This window comes from Halomonas sp. R57-5 (assembly GCF_900070345.1).
GTDB lineage: Bacteria > Pseudomonadota > Gammaproteobacteria > Pseudomonadales > Halomonadaceae > Vreelandella > Vreelandella ventosae_B.
This window is the reverse complement of sequence record NZ_LN813019.1, coordinates 1,200,860-1,221,605: the sequence shown is the minus strand read 5'-3', so window position 1 is coordinate 1,221,605 and position 20,746 is coordinate 1,200,860. Positions and strand designations below refer to the sequence as shown.

Sequence of the window (20,746 nt, the reverse complement as noted above, 5' to 3'; positions counted from 1 at the left end):
ACCGCCCGTCATAGCACGCCAACATCTCGCGTGTTTAGCCATATACAAAGTTCACTAATGCCAGCGCAAACGCTGGGATATAGGTGTTAATCATCAACACGGCGAACAGAACGGCGATAAACCACAGGTTGGTTTTGGACGTTGCCCACACATCTGACTTGGCGATTGAGCAAGATGCGATGAGCACGCTGGCCACCGGCGGCGTTTGCTGACCAATAGCTAAGTTCAGCGTCACAATCAGGCCAAAGTGCAGCGGATCGATACCGACTTCCAATACCAGCGGCAGAACGATCGGCACTACCAGGATGATCGCGGCGGCAGAGTGCAGAAAAATACCTAATATCAAGAAGATGACATTGAGAAGTGCCAGGATCAGATATTTATTATTCGTTAGTTCGCTGATCTGCATCGCGATTTCTTGAGGCACGCGGGTTTCAGTAAGATAGCCACCCACCACTGCTGACGCGGCCACTAGCAGCATAACCACCGCCGTTTGGACACCCGCACTCTTACAGGAATCGATGAAATTTCTGATAGTGAATTCGCGATAAACCACTGCACTGATAAAGATAGCCACACACACTGCCAGCGCCGCACCTTCGGTCGCGGTAACGAAGCCGCCAAAGATACCGCCCAAGATGATGACGGGAATCAGCAGCGCCCAGATCGCATCCTTAAAGGCTAACCAAAGTTGCGAAACCCGGAAGCGCCCCTCAGAAGGGAAGTTGTTCTTGCGCGCTAAGTAGTAGCACATCGCGGCTAAGCCCATCGCGCCCAATAAGCCTGGCAAAATACCCGCCACAAACATCTGCACAACTGATTCACCCGACATCACCGCGTAAAGAATCATCGGGATAGAGGGCGGTAGGATAATCGCCAGACTCGCAGCGGATGAAGATATGGAAGCAGCAAACTCTTTTGAGTAGCCCTTCTTGCGCATGGCAGGAATCAGAATACTGCCGATCGCCGATACACCCGCCACTGCCGACCCAGAGATTTCGGCGAAGAAAACCGAAGCGCCGATGGTCACCATTGCCAAGCCACCCTTGATGAATCCCACCATTGCCATGGCTAGGTCGATCAAGCGCCGCGAAATACTCGAGGCGTTCATAATGGCACCGGCTAAAATAAACAACGGTATTGCGATGAGCGGAAAGTTGGTCGCACCCTCAAACATGGTCATGCCCACCGTGGGCATTGCCATGTTGCCGTATGTCATAAAGGTGGCAATAGTGCCGACCAGCGCCAAGGCAACGGCGACCGGCACGTTAATCAGAATGAGCAGAATCAGCGCTATAAATATGTACAGTATGACCATGGTATCTACTTACCCTCGCTGATGTGTGCTGACAGAGGCGACTTCTTCCGCATCGATGCCTGCTTCTTCAAGCTCATGGTCAATAAAGCCTCGGCCCCGAGCACTTTTAATCACGTCAGGCAGCCGCAGCAGTTCAGCAATGATGAACAGCACAGCGGCGACGGGAATCGCTGAGTGAACCAGTTGCATAGACACCCCTGGAAGACTAACCATACCCACGCCGTCGAGAATCAACATGACTTGGTAGCTGGCGAGCCCCAAAAACACGAAGAAACCGATCGTAATGGCTTCGGCTAACAACGCGATGGGCACTCGAATAGAGGGTGGACACATGTTTAACACGCTTGGGCAGGTGATGTGCGCGCCCTTGGCGGCGGCTAATGCTGTGCCGTAGTAGGTCACCCAGGCCAGCAGCGCAGCGGCGAGCTCGTCATACCAGCTTAGCGGCGAGCCCAGGTAACGGGTCACAAAGCCCAGGGTGACCACAGCCGCAAGCGCAATCACTAGAAAGACCACGATGCCTTCAAGAAACGCGAAATAGGCGTTCTTGAACTTTGTAAAAGTACTCATTGAGACCTCCGAAAGACGAGGCGCCCCGCGGCTTCGCGACGCGCCTCTAATAGAGTGGCGCTTTGCTTACTCGCGTAAAGCAGTCACGGCGTCAATCATGTCCTGGCCACCATCCACTTCTTCAGCGAACTGGCTATAGATAGTCTCAGAGGCATCAACAAAAGCATCGAAGTCAACTTCATTCACTTCCATGCCTTCATCACGCATTTTTACAAGGGTTTCATCATCCAGGCGTTGGCCTTCTTCGAGTACGAAGTCCTCCATTTCAACGGCGACTTCTTCAAGCACCTGCTGTACTTCCTCAGGCAGGCGGCTCCAGCTAGCGCCTGCTGTCAGGTAAGCAGGGGTATAAACGTGGTTGGAGATGGAGAGGTAGTCCTGCACTTCATGAAAGCGCGAGGAGTAGGTTTGAATAAAGGGGTTTTCCTGGCCGTCCATTGCGCCGGTTTGCAGGGCAACAAACACTTCCGACAGCGACATTGGTGAGGGTGCCGCGCCGTAGCTACGGAACATATCAATACGCCATGTGCCACCGGGTACGCGCAGCTTTATACCTTCAAGGTCTTCTGGCGTAACGATTGGCCGTTCGTTGTTAGTAATCTGGCGGAAGCCGTTTTCCCAAACGCCGATAATTTTAAAACCGCGCGCTTCTGCGGCGTCATATAGCGGGCCACGAACGATCTCTTCGCGCACGCGCTTCATATGCTCGCGGTCTTCAATCAAGTAAGGCATCTCGAACAGCGCAAACTCAGCGGATTCAGAACTCATCACCGTCGAAGGCAGCGAAAGGTCCAACGAACCCAAGCGCAGTCGACGCATCATCGATTCGTCACCACCCAACTGGCTATTGCCGTAGACGTTAACTTCAGCAACGCCCTCTAGACGCTCGTTAGCAAGTTCGGCAAAGCGATTCGCGGAAATTTCAAACAGAGATCCAGGGCCACCGACATGACCAAGGCGAATTTCCGTCTGGGCATTGGCGGCGGCCTGCACCCCAAACGTCACAACGATAGTGGCGAGTGCTGTTTTGAGCAATTTCATAGTGAACTCCAGGTAAAGCATTTGTTGTTGTAGGCAATGTTGTCATCGTGGCTCTGTGTCCCGATGAAACCTGCTTGGGGAGTCATTCGTGTAGACCTACTTGTTATTGGACGTGCTCTACGCTTAAGACTCTCTCCACTTCAATTTGAATTCAAAATTCAAAATTAGGTATTAAACTTTCGTCTTGCCACAAAAAGTCTGTTGCAACCGATTGTTTATAAACGAGCAAATAAAAAAATAGTTGCCAATAAAAAAACGGGCAGTGGCTCTATAAGCCAAACTGCCCGTTGAGGAGCGCCATTATCCCGCCAAAATTGCTAACTAGGCTCCAGCCCCCAGCGCAATTCAGCAAGCTCAATGCCCGCAATCGCAGCTTGTTGATCCTCGTCTGACGAGGCGCCACTAACGCCTACAGCGCCGATGACATGGCTCTGCTCATTGAGAATGGGCACCCCGCCAGCGACTGCCACAAAGTGGCCCTGTGAAGCCGAAGCCACGCTGGCAACAAAGGCTGTGCGCTCGGCATTGCGTTCACCTAGCACGCCACTAGCAACCCCAATGCCCAGAGAGGCGTAAGCTTTACCCTTGGCCACCGGAAAACGCAGCGGCGCGCAGCCATCCTCGCGCTCCGCAGCAACTAGGTTGCCGCCGCCATCCAGCACCACGATCGTCAACGGCGTCAAATCCGCCTTGCGTGCCAGCGCCATGGCCCCATCGATTATCTTTCTGCCCTGCTCTCTGGTGAGCTGTACACTGCAATGGAATACTTGTCCGGCCATTAGGTTTTACCTTTGTCATTGTTAGTCGGCAGTGGTGGGCAAAAGMACCACCAAAGGAATATTGAATTCATAATTACTTTTGCAGATCATATAAACAATAGCCACTATACAAAGCTGATATGGCATAAATGGTATCGTGCTCAAAACGATCCAGGTGGTCTGGGTAGCTCGGCAATAAGCCAGGTGCGCCACTGACAAGGAACTGACAAATGACAAAAATTTTGCAGCGCAACTTATATCGTGAGGTGGCCGATAGGATTGGCGATCTGATTGAGCACGGTGAGCTTTCACCCGGCGAACGTATATCTGAAAAGCAGCTGTGTGACCGCTTTGGGGTTTCACGCACGCCGTTACGTGAAGCGCTGAAAGTGCTTGCCACCGAAGGCTTGATTGAACTGCTACCCAATCGCGGCGCGCGAGTGGTACGGCTCACGTTGAAAAACGTGAAAGACACTTATGACTTGATGGCAGCACTTGAAGGGCTATCAGGCGAGCTTGCCTGCCAGTACATCAGCGACGCTGAAATTGCGGCCATAAGGCAGCTTCACAATACGATGCTGGAGCACTACCGCAACCGGGATTTAATGCCTTATTTCCAGGTTAATCGGCAGATTCACGAGAGTATTCTGGCGGCGTCCAATAACGACGTATTGCAGGAAATGTATAGCAACTTAAGCCAGCGCGTTAAGCGCGTGCGCTACTCCAAGAAGATGACCGAACGCTACTGGAGTCAGGCGGTAAAAGACCATGAAAACATGATGGCGGCGCTGGAAAAGCGTGACAGCCAATTGCTTGGTCAGATCCTGCGTGACCACCTGTGCAATAAGATTGAAGTAGCGACTTTAGCGGGCGTGATAGACACAGAAGACGATAAGAATGTGGCTAATAGCTAATTCAGCTACTGCCACTCTTCAAGGCGCATGGATGAACGCTCTAGCCGTTCGTGCTCCTCCTCTAAATCGCGCAGCAGTTGGCTAATGCTGGAGAGGTGCTCCAGCGCCACCTGCTCTGCCTGCTCGGCGTCGCCACTGACGACAGCATCGTGCAACCGCGCATGCTGCTGATTAATCATCGCCCTGGGTGCTGGCAAGTGATAAAGGTGCTTGACCGAGGCAAACACCGAGCTGAGCAGTAAATCGGTCAGGCTCTGCAGCGTATGCACCAACACCGGGTTGTGGGACGCCTGGGAGACCGCCAGGTGAAAGGCGTGATCCAGCCTGGCTAGACGCTCGACATCAATGCTTTCTGCGCTTTCCGCGTAGTCGGCCATTTCACGATAGCGTCGGGTGATCAGCACCCGGTCGGCGGAGGTGCCGCGGCTCGCAGCTAAACGCGCCGACTCCCCTTCCAGCAGGGCGCGCACTTCTAACAGATCAAACAGCGTGCGCGGATGATCTTTAAACAGATGCATCAATGGGCTTTGGTTACCCACCGGCAACAGCGTGGCGACCGTCGAGCCGTGGCCCTGGCGGGTCTCGATAATTCCTTTACTGCGCAGAATTCTCAACCCCTCACGCAACGAAGCACGTGAGACGCCCAGCCGATCACACAGCCGCCGCTCAGAAGGAAGCAGTTGGCCGGGMCGAAAAACGCCATCAAGAATTAAACGTTCAAGCCGGGTAGCCACCTGATCCGGCATTCGCAGCCCAGGTGACAAGGCTTGATTCTCCTCTGGCATGTTAGCTCTCCTGATGGGCTTTATGTCCAGCTTGCCAGTACTTAACCCAGTACTAAACAAAGAAGACAACACAGTCGACTAATTACTGGTCAGACCAATGCACCACAGCCTAGACAGGCGGGTAAAAAAAGCCCAAATTGAGGCCATGTTATCTACAGACCGTTTTAGCATTTACCTTTAACGATAATAAGCATGGGATGTCGTAATGAATATCCTCTTTGATGAGCGCCTGGACGGCGAATTGGTTCGGCGCGAAAAAAGCGAGGTCTTAGCCGMCCTGCAGMAAGCCGTTCCTGAAATGACGCTACTACACCGCGAAGAAGACTTGCGCCCCTTCGAGTGCGATGGGCTGGCGGCCTATCGCGTGCTACCTATGCTGGTGGCGCTGCCCGAAACCTTTGCTCAGGTTCAAGCGCTACTCAAGCGCTGCCATGCGCTTAGCGTACCAGTGGTCACCCGCGGCGCGGGTACCGGGCTTTCCGGCGGCGCCCTGCCACTGGAACAGGGCGTGCTGCTGGTCATGTCGCGCTTTAATCAAATTCTCAAAGTCGACCCGGATGCCCGCTTGGAACGGGTTCAACCGGGTGTACGCAATCTGGCGATTTCGGAAGCCGCAGCACCCTATGGGCTTTATTACGCGCCGGATCCCTCCTCGCAAATTGCCTGCTCCATCGGCGGCAATGTGGCTGAGAACGCCGGTGGCGTGCACTGCTTAAAATACGGGTTAACCGTTCACAACGTCATGCGCGTTGATGTACTCACCATTGAGGGTGAGGCAATGACGCTGGGCGCTGAATCTTTTGATGCGCCTGGCTTTGACCTGTTGGCCTTGATGAACGGCTCGGAGGGCATGCTCGGCGTGGTCACCGAGATTACCGTCAAACTACTGCCCAAGCCGGAAACCGCTAAGGTACTGATGGCCAGCTTCGACGACGTCGAAAAGGCTGGTCGCGCCGTCGGCGATATCATTGCTGCAGGGATTATTCCTGGTGGCCTGGAGATGATGGATAAACTGGCGATTAAAGCCGCCGAGGATTTTGTCAAAGCGGGCTACCCACTCGACGCCGAGGCGATTCTGCTTTGCGAGCTGGATGGCGTTGAAGCCGATGTAGATGACGACTGCGAGACCGTGCGCCGCGTGCTGGAAGCCGCCGGTGCGACCAATATCCAGCAGGCCCGGGATGAAGCCGAGCGTGCCAAATTCTGGGCCGGGCGTAAGAACGCCTTCCCTGCGGTGGGTCGTATGTCGCCGGATTACTACTGTATGGATGGCACTATCCCCCGCCGCGAGCTGCCCCGCGTGCTTAAAGGCATTGCGGCGCTTTCCGAGGAGAGCGGCCTGGCGGTCGCGAACGTGTTCCACGCCGGTGATGGCAATATGCATCCGCTGATCCTGTTTGATGCCAATAAAGAAGGTCAACTGGCCCTTGCCGAAGAGGTGGGCGGCAAGATCCTGGAGCTCTGCGTGGCCGCGGGCGGTTCAATCACCGGCGAGCATGGCGTTGGGCGTGAAAAGATCAACCAAATGTGCAGCCAATTCCAGGCAGATGAAATCAGCGTTTTTCATGCTTTGAAAGCCGCCTTTGATCCACAGCGGCTGCTCAACCCGGGTAAGAACATTCCGACCCTAGCGCGTTGCGCTGAGTTTGGCGCTATGCATGTGCATAACAACGAACTCCCGCACCCGGAGCTGCCACGTTTTTAGTGCTGCGGCCTAAAAAGACTAATAAATAGCCAAGCTAATAAATAGCCAAGACTAATAATGGAAAAGACCATGACCGAACGAGCGATTACCGACCGCGATATCGCTGATGCCCTGTGTGAACAGGTGCGCAGCGCCTATGACGCGCGTACGCCGCTACGCATTGTAGGCGGCGATACCCGTGCTTTTTATGGCCGACCGGTAGAAGGCCAAGCGCTGCAGATGGCCGAACATAGCGGCATTGTGAGCTACGACCCGGTGGAGCTGGTGGTCACCGTACGCGCTGGTACGCGGCTTAGCGAACTTCAGGAAGTGCTGGCGGAAAAACACCAAATGTTGGGCTTTGAGCCGCCCATATTTGGTGATACATCTACCATTGGTGGCGCCGTGGCCACTGGCCTCTCCGGCCCACGCCGCCCCTGGGCGGGTGCTGCCCGTGACTTTGTGCTGGGCACACGCATCATCACCCAAGAGGGCAAGCTGCTCCGCTTTGGTGGTGAAGTGATGAAAAATGTTGCCGGTTACGACCTGTCGCGTCTGATGGCAGGCGCCCAGGGTACGCTCGGCGTATTGACCGATATCTCCTTTAAAGTGCTGCCTATTCCCACCGCGACTCACAGCCTGCGCTTAGCCGTTGGGCTGGATGAAGCGCTCAAAAAACTCGCCGAGTTGGGTCGAAAGCCGCTACCGATTACCGCCGCCGCTTGGCACCACGGCGAACTGTTTCTACGCTTGGAAGGCGGCAAAAGCTCTGTGGCCGCCACCCAGGCAAGCCTAGGCGGCGAGCCGCTTGATGCTAGCTTCTGGCGCGAGCTGCGCGACCATACCCACGCTTTCTTCGCCTGTAACGACGACCAAGCACTGTGGCGCCTATCACTACCGCCCAACACCGCACCGCTGGCGCTGGATATTCCCGAGGCCGATATTTTTTACGACTGGGCGGGCAGCCAGCGCTGGGTGAAAACCACCCTGGATGCGGACMCTCTCCGCGCTGCCTGTGCTGCGGTGGGGGGGCATGCCACCTGCTATACCCCCCACGCCCAAGGCGGCGCCGCTGAGCCGTTTACACCGCTCAATGCAGTAGTGGAAAAATATCACCGTAACCTAAAGGCGGAGCTGGATGCCCGTGGCATTTTTAACCCCGGTCGCCTTTATGCGGCGTTTTAAGGAGAGCTGACATGCAAACGCACTTTACCGATGCCGACCTTCAGAAGCCGCATATTAAAGAAGCGGAGCGCATTTTGCGCACCTGCGTTCACTGCGGTTTTTGTAACGCCACCTGCCCCACTTACCAGCTGTTAGGCGATGAGCGCGATGGCCCCCGTGGGCGTATCTATCTCATGAAGGAGCTGCTGGAGAGCCATGACGATGACGACCAGGTCACCGATGAGACGCGCCTGCATCTCGATCGCTGCCTGACTTGCCTTAACTGCGAAACCACCTGCCCCTCGGGCGTGGAGTACCACAAGCTACTCAACATTGGCCGTGCCGAAATTGAGCGTCGCGTCCCCCGCCCTGCAGGCGAGCGGGCCCAGCGCTATGCGCTGCGAAAAATGATGGTCGAGCCTAAACGTTTCCAGGCACTGCTAAAACTGGGGCAAACCTTTAAACCGCTGGTGCCCAGCAAGCTACGCAGTAAAATGCCCTCGAACCCGATAGATGCAGGCGCACGCCCCGATGCAAACCGCCACACCCGGCAGGTGTTAATTTTGGAAGGCTGCGTACAGCCGGGGCTGTCACCCAACACCAATGCTGCCACCGCGCGGATTCTTGACCGGCTCGGCATTAGCGTCACGCCAGTGGCTGAAGCAGGCTGCTGCGGCGCCGTTGATTTTCACCTCAACGCCCAGGACGATGGGCGTGCTCGCATGCGCGCCAATATTGATGCCTGGTGGCCATATATTGAACAAGGCACCGAAGCCATTGTTCAAACCGCCAGCGGCTGCGGCGCTTTCGTCAAAGAGTATGGCGACATGCTCAAAGATGACCCCGATTACGCCATTAAAGCGCAAAAGGTCAGCACCTTGGCCAAAGATATCGTCGAAATTTTGCGCGATGAGCCCCTAGACACACTGAATGTCACAGCGTCACAACGCCTGGCGTTCCACTGCCCTTGTACACTGCAGCACGCACAGAAGCTTAACGGCGCGGTCGAAGGCGTGCTGAGTAAACTGGGTTTTGCGTTAACCCCGGTTCAGGATGCGCATCTGTGCTGCGGTTCGGCGGGCACCTACTCGATTACCCAGCCTGAACTGGCCACTCAACTTCGCGACAATAAGCTCAATGCATTGGAGGCCGGTGATCCCGAGGTGATAGTAACGGCTAATATCGGCTGTCAGACCCMCCTCGCAGGCGCCAATCGAACCCCGGTACGCCACTGGGTGGAGATCGTCGATGCGGCGCTCACTTAGTGCTTTGCATTAGTGCTTTGCATTAATTCTTAGCCTTCATAACCCCTGGTTGCGCTGCTATTGTTGGGCGCGACAACTTCACTCCCTACCATTAATAGGATGTAAGCATGCAAACAAAAGCCATTCTCGCTCAAGCCGATGTACTCAACGTTCTGGACGCCGCGCAGAAAGAGGCTGACAGTAATAGCTGGCCAGTGACCATCGCGGTGACTGACGATGGCGGCCATCTATTGGCGCTGCGCCGTTTGGATGGCGCTGCCCCTTTCAGCGCCGACGTCGCTACGCACAAAGCGCGCAGCGCAGCGCTAGGCCGTAAAGAGACCCAGGTGTTTGAAGAGATGATTAATGGCGGCCGCACTGCGTTCGTCACCGCACCGCTGCAAGGCCTGCTTTCAGGTGGCGTGCCGATTACTGTTGACGGTCATGTGGTAGGTGCCGTGGGCATTTCCGGCGTAAAACCCGACCAGGATGTGCAGGTTGCCAAAGCAGGCGTTGCCGCGATTACGGGCTAACAGCTGCAACTTAAGATGCAGACATACGAAAAAGCCCGGATCAATGATCCGGGCTTTTTTTGAATTCGTTCGGCCAATGCCGATATTTACTAACAATGCAGCTAATAACACAAATGCTTAATGGCGGACCGGACGAGACTCGAACTCGCGACCTCCGGCGTGACAGGCCGGCATTCTAACCGACTGAACTACCGGTCCACGTTAAAGCACTTTTAAAACAACCATCGAAGCTAACATTTACAAGCGGTTCAGAGGCGCTTCTAAAGGGTAGGCGATGGTGGGTGGTACTGGGTTCGAACCAGTGACCCCCAGCTTGTAAGGCTGGTGCTCTCCCAACTGAGCTAACCACCCAATCTATTGGCGTATTGCCAACCTATCTTCGCAGTTATCGTGGCGGACCGGACGAGACTCGAACTCGCGACCTCCGGCGTGACAGGCCGGCATTCTAACCGACTGAACTACCGGTCCGAATCGATAACAACTCTTTCAATCAGCTATGTCTGAATAACTACGTCTAAATAGCTATTTTCAAACCACTAGCTTGAGCAGGTATTGTTTGATGTTGGCGGACCGGACGAGACTCGAACTCGCGACCTCCGGCGTGACAGGCCGGCATTCTAACCGACTGAACTACCGGTCCGTTATGCACATCAAATCTTAATCATACTTGCTACTTTACACTTCCAGATCATCTAATCAAACTGATTAAGATGGTGGGTGGTACTGGGTTCGAACCAGTGACCCCCAGCTTGTAAGGCTGGTGCTCTCCCAACTGAGCTAACCACCCGCTGGTCACGTGGCGCTGCATTCTACCGAATACTTGAGGGAAGTCAACCTACTTGGTTTAAAAACTGTGCTTAAAACTGGTTTTAAAAACGACTTTTAAAATCAGCGATTTAAACAAGTGTTTCTTTAATCCAAGCTACGAAGCTCTTCACTCAACGTCTGGCGTTTGAGCGCGGACGAAGGATGCCGCAATCTGGGTAGCTTCGTCAATCAAAACCGTTTGATTTAGTCCAGAAGAGCGACGCGGCTTAAAATCGTGGTCACCATCTTTTAACCAACTGAGCTGCGCGTTCGGCGGCAACGCATAGCGGGTCACCTCTTCCCGGGTACCGAAGGGATCACGCTCGCCTTGTAAAATTAGCATAGGGCAGGCAATTGCAGGCCAGTGATCCAGGCGCAGCTTGTCGGGCGCGTTGGTGGGATGAAACGGATAACCAGCGACTACAACGCCAGGCACCCCAACTAGGCGTGGCTGTTCGCTGGCTAGCTGTTTACTGGCAAACGGCTCACTAGCAAACTGTCCACTGGCAAATAAGGTCGCCACGCGCCCGCCCATGGATTTCCCCCCAACCCACAGCGGCCCATCAAACAGACAATCCAATAGACCATACCACTGGGCAAACTGGGCAAGGGTCTGGGCGATGGGTGGCGGTGGTCGGCGTTTGCCGGTTTCCTGCATTTGCTGCATGTAGGGGAAGTCAATGCATAAAACCTGAATGCCCCGAGCAGCCAGCGAGGTGACAAATTGACGCATGAAGGGTGACTGCTGACCCGCCCCTGCGCCATGGGCAAACAACAAGCGGCCTAACCTTGCTTGACCGTGGACAGCCAACGGCCCCATGCCCTGCACCAAAAAAGCCCCATTTGGCTGGTGCTCAAGTGCCGCTTTTAACTCGGTAGCAGGCACCTCGATATATCCAGACAAAGCATAATGTGACACCTATCACTCCTGATAATTCACTCTTTAACTAATTGGCATGTTCAGGTTATGCCCCGGCTGCGCTAGAATCTTGGACGGATCTTGACCTGCATCATCAAGCGGGTGGCCGCACCCGTGCAAAATGCCACGGGTTACCCCCTAACCGCGTTCGATGGGAACATGACATGAGCACAGCATTTGAACACCCGACCTATAACTACAAGATAGTTCGGCAGTTCGCGATTATGACCGTTGTGTGGGGCATTGTGGGAATGACAGTGGGTGTCATCCTCGCCTCGCAACTGGTTTGGCCGCAACTGAACCTCGGCCTACCTTGGACTAGCTTTGGACGCCTGCGTCCATTGCACACTAACGCCGTTATTTTCGCCTTTGGCGGCTCGGCGCTTTTTGCTACTTCGTATTACGTGGTTCAGCGTACCTGTCAGACGCGGCTTTTTTCTGACAAGTTAGCGGCCTTTACGTTCTGGGGCTGGCAAGCGGTCATTATCTCTGCGGTCGTGTCGCTGCCCATGGGCTACACCACGACCAAGGAGTACGCTGAACTGGAGTGGCCGATCAACATTCTGATCGCGGTCGTTTGGATCAGCTACGCCATCGTGTTCCTAATGACGATCAAAAAACGCACTACGTCGCATATTTATGTGGCGAACTGGTTCTTTGCGGCGTTTATTTTGACCGTTGCGGTGCTGCACATCGTCAACAACGCGGCCATCCCGGTTACCCCAATGTATTCCACGTCGATCTACGCCGGTGCGGTAGATGCCATGGTGCAGTGGTGGTACGGCCACAACGCGGTAGGCTTCTTCCTGACCGCTGGCTTTCTGGGCATGATGTACTACTTCGTACCCAAGCAGGCAGAGCGTCCGATCTACTCCTACCGTCTCTCTATCGTCCACTTCTGGGCATTGATCATGATCTACATGTGGGCAGGCCCTCACCACCTGCACTACACCGCGCTGCCTAACTGGGCACAGTCGCTGGGTATGATCATGTCGATCATTCTGCTGGCGCCCTCCTGGGGCGGCATGATCAACGGTATGATGACCCTGTCGGGGGCCTGGCATAAGCTGCGCACGGATCCCACGCTGCGCTTCCTGGTAGTGGCTCTGTCGTTCTACGGCATGKCCACTTTTGAAGGCCCGATGATGGCGATTAAGACCGTCAACGCGCTTTCCCACTACACTGACTGGACGATCGGCCACGTACACTCCGGTGCACTGGGTTGGGTTGCGATGATCACCATCGGCTCGATGTATCACTTGATCCCTCGCGTCTTTGGTCGCACTGAAATGCACTCCATCAACCTGATAGCCGTGCACTTCTGGCTGGCCACGATCGGCACTGTGCTGTACATCGCCTCCATGTGGGTGAACGGTATTCTACAAGGCTTGATGTGGCGGGCGATTAACCCTGACGGCACCTTGATGTACACCTTTGTTGAAGCCGTTGAAGCCAGCGCACCGGGCTACTTTGTTCGCTTAATCGGCGGCCTCTTCTGGGTCACCGGCATGCTGATCATGGCGTTCAATGTGTACATGACCGTTAAGCGTCGTGAGGCCATCAGCCATTCAGCGCCACAAGCTGCTTAAACCGGGGAAGTTGAGACCAATGAAACACGAGATTGTCGAAAAGAACGTTGGCCTGCTTGCCGTGTTGATCCTTGTCGTGATCAGTTTCGGCGGTTTGGCTGAGGTGGTTCCGCTGTTTTTCCAGAAGCAGACCACCGAGCCGGTTGAAGGCCTGGAGCCGCTGTCGGCGCTGGAACTAGAAGGCCGAGACATCTATCGTCGCGAAGGCTGCGTGGGCTGCCACTCGCAAATGGTGCGCCCGTTCCGCGCGGAGACCGAGCGCTACGGCCACTACAACGTGGCAGGTGAGCAGGTTTACGAGCACAACTTCCTATGGGGATCCAAGCGTACCGGGCCAGACCTGGCGCGTGTCGGCGGCCGCTATAGCGACGACTGGCACCGTGCTCACCTCTACAATCCCCGGGATGTAGTGCCCGAGTCGATCATGCCGGCTTACCCCTGGCTGTTTGAAAACACCCTCGATGGTGATGCCACTCCCCAAAAGATGCGTACGCTGCGTCAACTGGGCGTGCCGTATACCGACGAAGATATCGCCAACGCTACTGCAGACGTTCGCGGCACCCAGGAAATAACCGCCCTGGTCGCCTACCTCCAGCAGCTCGGAACCGTGCTCGAGGGCACTCGTTAAGTTATGGATACGGGAACTTTTCGCGGTCTCATCACGCTGATCTTGATTTTCGCTTTTATCGGCATCGCCCTCTGGGCGTACTCCAAGCGACGCAAGCCAGATTTCGACGAAGCGGCTAATTTGCCCTTTGCCGACGACGATGAGCTACCGACCAGTGACAAGCACGCTTCGCGTGAACGCGACAGCGAAGCGCATTCCCGCGACGACAGGGGAGATAAGAAGTTATGAATAATTTATGGGGTGACTCCCTATCCGGCTTTTGGAGCGCCTGGATCATTATCATTACGCTGGGCACGATCGCGCTGAGTGTATGGATACTGCTGGCCAACCGCCGTACCGATAAAACGCCTGATGCAGAAGGTAACGTAGAAACCACTGGCCACGCCGCCGATGGCATCGAAGAGTATGACAACCCGCTGCCGAAGTGGTGGTTCCAACTGTTCGTCTTGACGGTGGTTTTTGCACTGGGCTACCTAGTGCTTTACCCCGGTCTGGGCAACTACGCGGGGATACTGGGCTGGTCGCAGGAGGGCCAATGGGAAGAGGAAGTCGCTCAGGCCGAAGAGCGCTTTACGCCGATTTTTGCCCAGTATCAGGAAGTCCCCATTCCTGAGCTTGCCGAAGATCCCGAGGCGATGCAGGTCGCCGAGCGTATCTACCAAAACAACTGTGCGGTGTGCCACGGCTCAAACGCCCAGGGCGGTTATGGTTTCCCTAACCTGACCGACGATGATTGGCTGTACGGCGGTGAGCCAGACAATATTTTGACCACCCTGAACAATGGTCGAAATGGCCTAATGCCTGCTTGGCAGCAGCTGGGCCAGAACAATATTGAGAACCTGACCCAATACGTGCTCTCGCTGTCTAATGAAGAGCATGACGAGGCACAGGCTGAACAGGGCGAAAGCACCTTTATGGCGGTGTGTGCTGCCTGTCACGGCCCCAGCGGTACCGGCAACACGGCACTTGGCGCGCCCAATTTGACTGATGACATCTGGCTTTACCTGGCACCGGGCCAAGAGGTGGGTGACTCTATCCGTCAAACGCTGCGTAATGGCCGTAACGGTCATATGCCTGCACAAGCGGCCTATATTGGTGAAGAGCGTGTTCACCTGGTCGCCGCCTACGTGTATAGCCTGCGCTTAGCGGACTAATTGGATCGCTGACAGCGAGCAATCAATGTCAGCCACGTTAGCCCAGCAAGGGTGCGGCCCCAAACCGCACCCTTTCTTTATACCCAATCCAATACGATTTTGCGCAACCCGATACAATAGCAATGCAACACCCAGACCGACTAAGCATCAGTTTTAACGACGCATCAGGTTTAACTAAGCAATTGGTTTAACCAAGCACCTAGCTTAAATGAGCACTGGGTGCTACCTCTCCTGCCTTTTGAGCCGGGAATACCACCATGGAAAAGATACCAAGCCAAGACGTCACGCCGAACCCGGTAGGGCATCACAGCCCCTCAAGTGAAACGGTTAGCCAGGAAATGTACGCCAAACGACGCCACATTTATGTGCGCGAAATAAAGGGCGTTTTCCAGAAGCTAAGACGCGGTGCCAACTGGGCGTTAATGCTGGCTTTTTTTCTCTTACCCTGGATTAATATCGGTGGTCGGCCGTTAATTCTATTCGACCTGCCAAGCCGGGAATTCCATATCTTTAGCGCCACGTTTTACCCACAGGAGTTCATCCTCCTCTCGTGGCTGCTGATCATCTGCGCCTTTGGGCTGTTTTTTATTACCGTGTTTGCGGGTCGGGTTTGGTGCGGCTATACCTGCCCACAAAGCGTTTGGACGTTTCTGTTTATCTGGCTTGAACACCGCATCGAAGGCTCGCGCAATCGACGCATTAAGCTCGATAATCAACCGATGAGCGCGGATAAAGCCTGGCGTAAAGGGGCCAAGCACACCGCCTGGCTGCTGATTGCCCTCGCCACCGGTGTCACCTTTGTGGGTTACTTCACGCCGGTTCGCGATTTAGTGGCTGAACTCCCCACCTTAGAGGCTCACGGCTGGTCCTACTTCTGGGTTGGCTTTTTCCTAGTGTTTACTTACCTGAACGCAGGTTGGCTGCGCGAGCAGGTGTGCATCTATATGTGCCCCTACGCTCGCTTTCAATCGGTTATGTTTGACCGCGACACGCTGATCGTCTCCTACGACGAAACACGCGGCGAGCCCCGCGGGCACCGTAAGAAAAACCTTAGCCACCTAGAAGCCCGCGAGGCGGGCTATGGCGACTGTATCGATTGCGACCTTTGCGTGCAGGTCTGCCCCACCGGTATTGATATCCGTGATGGGCTGCAGTATGAGTGCATCACCTGCGCCGCCTGTATCGACGCCTGCGACAGCGTGATGGATAAAATGGGCTACCCGCGGGGATTGGTGCGCTACACCACCGAAAACGCTCTTGAGGGTAAAAAGAGCCATATCATGCGCCCTCGCCTGCTAGGCTATTTCGCTGCGCTGGTGCTAATGGTGGGCACCTTTGCCTGGGCCATTAACGACCGCATGCCGCTTAATTTTGACGCTGAACGCGAGCGCACCCAGCTCTACCAAGTGACCCGCGACGGGCAAATTAGCAATGTGTTTAGCCTGACTATCCGCAATTTGGATGATCAAGACCACACCTACCAGCTAAGCGTTGCCGGTTTGCCCAGCTTAACCCTGGATAGTACGTCGATCAGCGTGCCCGCCGGAGAGTCGCGCTTTGAAGCCGTTACCGTGACCGCCGACCCCGACGACTTACAGCATCCCAGCCACCCTATTGTGTTCACGCTGCAGGCCCAGCAGGATGCGGATATTCGCCTTGAGCGCGAAACCAGCTTTCTGGGCAATATTAGGAGATAAGCCACTATGTCATCCCTACCTTCGGGCGCTAAGGTGACGCCTTGGTATAAGCAGTTTTGGCCGTGGTTTTTGCTCGGCATACTGTTTTCATCGATTATCGTCAGCACCGGCTTTGCGGTTATGTCGATCAAGAGCTTTGACGGTATGGTCGTTCAGGAAGATTATTACGAGCACGGCAAAGCCATCAATATGGTGCTGGCCAAGCAGGAGCAGGCCCGCGAGCTAAACCTAAGCGCCGAGCTGCGCCTCGATCCGCTCACCAGCGATATCGTGGTGGATTTAAGCGGCGACACGCGCCCTGATACGCTCTATTTAGACCTTATTTTCCCTACCGAAGATAACCGTGACCAGTCGTTCGTGCTCGAGCATGTCCGCGACGGCCGCTATATTACCCAAGGCCCTGACAATCTGCGCTACCGCTGGTATCTGCAGATCCAGCCTGCGCTAGAAGATGCCGACTGGCGCCTCACCGGTGAGGCGACCTTCCCCAATGAAAACAGCGTCAAGCTGCTGCCGGGAGGGCGCAAAGCAAGCGAATGAGCGACGCCACCCCCTGCTACCACTGCGGTAATCCGGTGCCCGCTGGAGCACCCTGGTCGATTAGCCTGGATGAGCATACCCACCCGCTTTGCTGCCCCGGCTGCGAGGCGGTGGCCCATGCCATCGTCGACGGTGGCCTAGAGAGCTACTACCGCTACCGTACCGAACTGCCCGAACGCCCGGATGAGCGCCAGGCCGCCAAAGCGGACACCTGGTCAGTGTTTGACGACCCTGGCCTGCAGGCACAGTTTGTCCACCCCGATGGCGACGAGGGCAACGTCAAAGCTACCCTCGCCATTGAGGGCATTACCTGCGCCGCCTGTGCCTGGCTGATCGAGCACCGCCTGAACGCCCTGGAAGGGGTCACCTCCAGCGCGGTGAATTTAACCCACCACCGGTTGCGGGTAAGCTGGAATACTCAGCAGTTGAAGCTCTCGCAGCTGCTGGCGGAACTGGCCGCCATCGGCTACGACGCCCAGCCCTACGAGCCCGATCAAGCCCAGGCGCGCATMCAGCATGAAGAGCGCATGAACGTGCGACGGCTCATTATCGCCGCTGTGGGCATGATGCAGGTGATGATGTTCTCGATCCCGATCTATGTCTCCGGCCCCGGAGAAATCAGCGACGACTTCTATGCCCTGTTTCACTGGCTCTCTTTTGCGCTGGCCACGCCGGTGGTGTTTTTCTCCGCCCAGCCGTTTTTCCGCAACGCCCTGCGTGACCTACGCACCGGGGTACTGGGTATGGATGTGCCGGTCTCGCTGGCAATTGGCGGGGCTTACCTTGCCAGCAGCTATGCGGTGATGTTTAACGTCGGCGAGGTCTATTTTGACTCGGTGGCGATGTTTACCTTCTTTTTACTCTTTGCCCGCTACGTAGAGGGCCGCGCCAGACGCCGCAGCGGCCATAGCGGCAATGCGCTGAGCGGCGTGTTACCCATTTCGGCCACGCGGCTGGAAAGCGACGGCAGCGAGCGCATTCTACCCGCCAGCGAACTCGCCCCCGGCGACCGTGTATTGATCAAGCCCGGCCACGGCGTCCCTGCCGATGGCATTATCGAGGAAGGCGAATCGAGCCTGGATGAGTCGATGCTGACCGGCGAATACCTACCGGTCACCCGCCGGGTGGGCGACCGCATTACCGGCGGTAGCCAAAACATGGAAAACCCGCTGGTGATCAGGGTGACTCACGCCGGGCGCGATGCCCGGGTAGCGGGCATTGTCGACCTTACCGMCCGCGCCTTTGCCAGCCGCCCGCGGCTTGCGCAGATGGCGGCGCGAATGGCCCACCTCTTTGTACTCCGACTGCTGCTGGTGGCCGCCTGCGTGACGATCGCATGGTGGTTTATCGACCCCTCGCGGATGCTCTGGGTGCTACTCTCGGTGCTGGTGGTGACCTGCCCCTGCGCACTGGCGCTGGCCACCCCCGCGGCACTGACCGCAGGTCACGGCCAGCTACGTAAGCGCGGCGTGTTGATTACCCGCGCCGATGCCATGGAAACCCTCTCCAACGTTACCCGGGTGATTTTTGATAAAACCGGCACCCTGACCCGCGGCGAGATGCAGCTTACCCAAACTCAGCCTCTCGGCGAATTAACCGCCGAGCGTGCCCGGGCGATTGCCGCCGCCCTTGAGGCCCATTCGGAGCACCCCATTGCCCGCGCCTTTCGGCCATTCCGGGATGCGACGCTGCAAGCCAAAGATATTCACAGCCACACCGGGCAAGGGCTTGAAGGCAGCTTAAACGGTGCCCGCTGGCGGTTGGGCAAGTACGAATTTGCTGTCGATGGCGCCGTGGCTAGCAGTATGTCGGCGCCCGCCAAGGGCCAATGGCTGCTGCTTAGCGAAAACGGCATGCCCCGCGCCTGGTTTGGTCTGCATGACGGCGTTCGCGATGACGCTGCGGCGACGATCGCGGCCCTCCAGACCCAGGGGTTAAACGTAGAGCTGCTTTCTGGCGACACTCAGGATGCAGTGGAAAGCCTGGCCAGCCAGCTCAATATTACCACCTGGCACGCGGGTACCAGTCCAGAGGGCAAGCTGGCCCGAATGAAAGAACTCCAAGCCGCTGGCGAAACTGTGGTGATGATTGGTGACGGCATCAACGACGTGCCAGTCTTGGCTGGCGCTGATGTAGCGATTGCCATGAATGGAGCGACAGATCTTGCCCGGACCCGCGCCGATGCGGTGCTGCTCAGCCCACGTCTAATGCGAATTTTTGAGGCCATCGAGATTTCCCGCGCAACGCGGCGTATCATGCGCCAGAACATGATTTGGTCAGTGTGCTACAACGTTTCGGCGCTGCCGCTGGCGGCGATGGGGCTGGTGCCGCCCTGGCTAGCCGCGATTGGTATGTCGCTTAGCTCGCTAGTGGTGGTGGGTAACGCCCTGCGGCTGTCACGCTGGCGCCCCCAGCCCGCACCAACGCTTGGCACGTCAACACCGGTAACCGCATGACGATTCTGTACCTGCTTATTCCGCTTTCGCTGATTCTGCTCGGACTCGCCGTCTGGGCCTTCTTCTGGGCGGTCAAAAATGATCAGTTCGACGATTTAGAAGGCCCGGCGCACCGCATCTTGTTTGATGAGGACGACAACGATCTTCCCCCCGAACAGCGCCGCCAGCGCCCGCCAGCCAAGCAAAAAACCGTCGCACCAAAAGATAAAAACGCCCCCGACGACCAAGAGCCTCGGCCATGAATCCCACAGGGCTTGATCTACCGCCGCTGCTGGCGGCATTCGTATTTGGCTTAATGGGCGGTGCCCACTGCATTGGTATGTGCGGCGGCATTATGAGCGCCCTCACCTTTGCAGTACCCCCCAGCATGCGCCATCCAGCGCGTATGGGGGGGCTGCTACTCAGCTACAATGCTGGCCGTATTATTAGCTATATGAGCGCAGGCGCGCTGGTTGCCCTGCTGGGCACGCTATTTTCGCTTTCCGCCACGGCACGAATGCTGCTTCAGGTGTTTGCCGCGCTGATGCTGATCCTGATGGCACTGTATATCGCCAACTGGTGGAAAGGGCTGCTCAAAGTGGAGGCGGTTGGCCGCCGTCTATGGCGCTTTATCGAGCCTGTGGGGCGGCGCTTAATGCCGGTGGTGTATATCCCTCAAGCCTTCGCGCTGGGCGCACTTTGGGGCTGGCTACCCTGTGGGCTGGTCTACTCCATGTTGGCCTGGAGCTTGGCGATTGCCGACCCGCTCCAGGGCGCGCTGCTAATGGGCGCATTTGGGCTAGGCACCCTGCCGGCGCTGCTCGTCACTGGCCTCGCTGCGCGCCAGCTAAGCCACTTGATTCGCCACCCGGCGACGCGCAGCGTGGCGGCACTAACGATTATCGCGTTTGCGCTGTGGCAGCTCTGGACTCTTACGGCACACAACCTCTAATAGCATGACATGGC

20 protein-coding genes and 5 tRNA genes are annotated in these 20,746 nt (G+C 56.2%); 14 read left to right on the top strand and 11 right to left on the bottom strand.

What is annotated here, in order from left to right; genetic code table 11:
- Positions 1 to 34: 34 nt before the first annotated feature.
- The 4 genes from HALO_RS05500 to HALO_RS05485 all read right to left on the bottom strand — a co-directional run bounded on the left by HALO_RS05500 (position 35) and on the right by HALO_RS05485 (position 3,708).
- Positions 35 to 1,318 carry a TRAP transporter large permease gene (locus HALO_RS05500; RefSeq protein WP_035585392.1) on the bottom strand — a complete coding sequence of 428 codons (1,284 nt, stop codon included), beginning with the start codon at positions 1,316 to 1,318 and terminating at the stop codon, positions 35 to 37.
- A gap of 9 nt (positions 1,319 to 1,327) precedes the next feature.
- Positions 1,328 to 1,888 (bottom strand): TRAP transporter small permease, encoded by a 561-nt coding sequence (locus HALO_RS05495; protein WP_035585393.1) that lies wholly within the window; start codon positions 1,886 to 1,888, stop codon positions 1,328 to 1,330.
- Positions 1,889 to 1,954: 66 nt separating this feature from the next.
- Positions 1,955 to 2,929 carry a TRAP transporter substrate-binding protein gene (locus HALO_RS05490; RefSeq protein WP_035585396.1) on the bottom strand — a complete coding sequence of 325 codons (975 nt, stop codon included), beginning with the start codon at positions 2,927 to 2,929 and terminating at the stop codon, positions 1,955 to 1,957.
- A gap of 317 nt (positions 2,930 to 3,246) precedes the next feature.
- Positions 3,247 to 3,708: a GlcG/HbpS family heme-binding protein gene (locus HALO_RS05485; RefSeq protein ID WP_035585398.1), complete on the bottom strand. Its 462-nt coding sequence runs from the start codon at positions 3,706 to 3,708 to the stop codon at positions 3,247 to 3,249.
- A gap of 209 nt (positions 3,709 to 3,917) precedes the next feature.
- Here HALO_RS05485 and HALO_RS05480 point away from each other — a divergent pair, with 209 nt between their 5' ends.
- Positions 3,918 to 4,601: a GntR family transcriptional regulator gene (locus HALO_RS05480; RefSeq protein WP_035585400.1), complete on the top strand. Its 684-nt coding sequence runs from the start codon at positions 3,918 to 3,920 to the stop codon at positions 4,599 to 4,601.
- A gap of 5 nt (positions 4,602 to 4,606) precedes the next feature.
- Here HALO_RS05480 and glcC read toward each other — a convergent pair whose 3' ends face one another.
- Positions 4,607 to 5,386 carry a transcriptional regulator GlcC gene (glcC, locus tag HALO_RS05475; RefSeq protein ID WP_050713156.1) on the bottom strand — a complete coding sequence of 260 codons (780 nt, stop codon included), beginning with the start codon at positions 5,384 to 5,386 and terminating at the stop codon, positions 4,607 to 4,609.
- A 205-nt stretch (positions 5,387 to 5,591) separates the two neighbouring features.
- Here glcC and glcD point away from each other — a divergent pair, with 205 nt between their 5' ends.
- The 4 genes from glcD to HALO_RS05455 all read left to right on the top strand — a co-directional run bounded on the left by glcD (position 5,592) and on the right by HALO_RS05455 (position 10,011).
- Entirely contained in the window at positions 5,592 to 7,091 is a 1,500-nt protein-coding gene (glcD, locus tag HALO_RS05470) for a glycolate oxidase subunit GlcD (protein ID WP_050713155.1), read from the top strand.
- Positions 7,092 to 7,160: 69 nt separating this feature from the next.
- Positions 7,161 to 8,255, top strand: a complete 1,095-nt coding sequence (gene glcE / locus HALO_RS05465) for a glycolate oxidase subunit GlcE (protein WP_050713154.1) — start codon at positions 7,161 to 7,163, stop codon at positions 8,253 to 8,255.
- Positions 8,256 to 8,266: 11 nt separating this feature from the next.
- A complete protein-coding gene (gene glcF, locus HALO_RS05460; RefSeq protein ID WP_050713153.1) occupies positions 8,267 to 9,499 on the top strand; it encodes a glycolate oxidase subunit GlcF in 1,233 nt (410 codons plus the stop codon).
- 107 nt (positions 9,500 to 9,606) lie between these two features.
- Positions 9,607 to 10,011, top strand: a complete 405-nt coding sequence (locus HALO_RS05455) for a heme-binding protein (protein WP_035585408.1) — start codon at positions 9,607 to 9,609, stop codon at positions 10,009 to 10,011.
- Positions 10,012 to 10,132: 121 nt separating this feature from the next.
- Here HALO_RS05455 and HALO_RS05450 read toward each other — a convergent pair.
- From HALO_RS05450 to HALO_RS05425, 6 genes are all read right to left on the bottom strand, one after another.
- A tRNA-Asp gene (locus HALO_RS05450) sits at positions 10,133 to 10,209 on the bottom strand.
- A gap of 77 nt (positions 10,210 to 10,286) precedes the next feature.
- Positions 10,287 to 10,362: transfer RNA gene (locus HALO_RS05445), tRNA-Val, on the bottom strand.
- Between the two features lie 40 nt (positions 10,363 to 10,402).
- Positions 10,403 to 10,479 (bottom strand) — tRNA-Asp (locus HALO_RS05440).
- Positions 10,480 to 10,574: 95 nt separating this feature from the next.
- Positions 10,575 to 10,651, bottom strand: a tRNA-Asp gene (locus HALO_RS05435).
- A 71-nt stretch (positions 10,652 to 10,722) separates the two neighbouring features.
- Positions 10,723 to 10,798: transfer RNA gene (locus tag HALO_RS05430), tRNA-Val, on the bottom strand.
- A gap of 147 nt (positions 10,799 to 10,945) precedes the next feature.
- Positions 10,946 to 11,737, bottom strand: a complete 792-nt coding sequence (locus HALO_RS05425) for an alpha/beta fold hydrolase (protein ID WP_035585410.1) — start codon at positions 11,735 to 11,737, stop codon at positions 10,946 to 10,948.
- Positions 11,738 to 11,901: 164 nt separating this feature from the next.
- Between HALO_RS05425 and ccoN the strand changes: the two genes are divergently transcribed.
- The 9 genes from ccoN (at position 11,902) to HALO_RS05380 (ending at position 20,732) form a co-directional block, all read left to right on the top strand.
- Positions 11,902 to 13,326 (top strand): cytochrome-c oxidase, cbb3-type subunit I, encoded by a 1,425-nt coding sequence (ccoN, locus tag HALO_RS05420; protein WP_050713152.1) that lies wholly within the window; start codon positions 11,902 to 11,904, stop codon positions 13,324 to 13,326.
- A gap of 19 nt (positions 13,327 to 13,345) precedes the next feature.
- A complete protein-coding gene (gene ccoO / locus HALO_RS05415; protein ID WP_035585413.1) occupies positions 13,346 to 13,954 on the top strand; it encodes a cytochrome-c oxidase, cbb3-type subunit II in 609 nt (202 codons plus the stop codon).
- 3 nt (positions 13,955 to 13,957) lie between these two features.
- Complete coding sequence (locus HALO_RS05410; protein WP_035585415.1) at positions 13,958 to 14,182, top strand: CcoQ/FixQ family Cbb3-type cytochrome c oxidase assembly chaperone; 225 nt, start codon at positions 13,958 to 13,960, stop codon at positions 14,180 to 14,182.
- Entirely contained in the window at positions 14,179 to 15,108 is a 930-nt protein-coding gene (gene ccoP, locus HALO_RS05405) for a cytochrome-c oxidase, cbb3-type subunit III (RefSeq protein WP_035585417.1), read from the top strand. The genes HALO_RS05410 and ccoP overlap by 4 nt, the downstream gene beginning before the upstream one ends.
- 257 nt (positions 15,109 to 15,365) lie before the next feature.
- Positions 15,366 to 16,805 carry a cytochrome c oxidase accessory protein CcoG gene (ccoG, locus tag HALO_RS05400; protein WP_035585419.1) on the top strand — a complete coding sequence of 480 codons (1,440 nt, stop codon included), beginning with the start codon at positions 15,366 to 15,368 and terminating at the stop codon, positions 16,803 to 16,805.
- A gap of 6 nt (positions 16,806 to 16,811) precedes the next feature.
- Positions 16,812 to 17,345, top strand: coding sequence for a FixH family protein (locus tag HALO_RS05395; protein ID WP_035585421.1), 534 nt, complete (start codon positions 16,812 to 16,814; stop codon positions 17,343 to 17,345).
- Positions 17,342 to 19,801 (top strand): heavy metal translocating P-type ATPase, encoded by a 2,460-nt coding sequence (locus tag HALO_RS05390; protein ID WP_050713151.1) that lies wholly within the window; start codon positions 17,342 to 17,344, stop codon positions 19,799 to 19,801. The genes HALO_RS05395 and HALO_RS05390 overlap by 4 nt, the downstream gene beginning before the upstream one ends.
- On the top strand, positions 19,798 to 20,043 hold the full coding sequence (ccoS, locus tag HALO_RS05385; RefSeq protein ID WP_035585425.1) for a cbb3-type cytochrome oxidase assembly protein CcoS: 246 nt from the start codon (positions 19,798 to 19,800) through the stop codon (positions 20,041 to 20,043). Before HALO_RS05390 ends, ccoS begins: the two co-directional genes overlap by 4 nt.
- Complete coding sequence (locus HALO_RS05380) at positions 20,040 to 20,732, top strand: sulfite exporter TauE/SafE family protein (protein ID WP_035585427.1); 693 nt, start codon at positions 20,040 to 20,042, stop codon at positions 20,730 to 20,732. The genes ccoS and HALO_RS05380 overlap by 4 nt, the downstream gene beginning before the upstream one ends.
- Positions 20,733 to 20,746 lie beyond the last annotated feature (14 nt).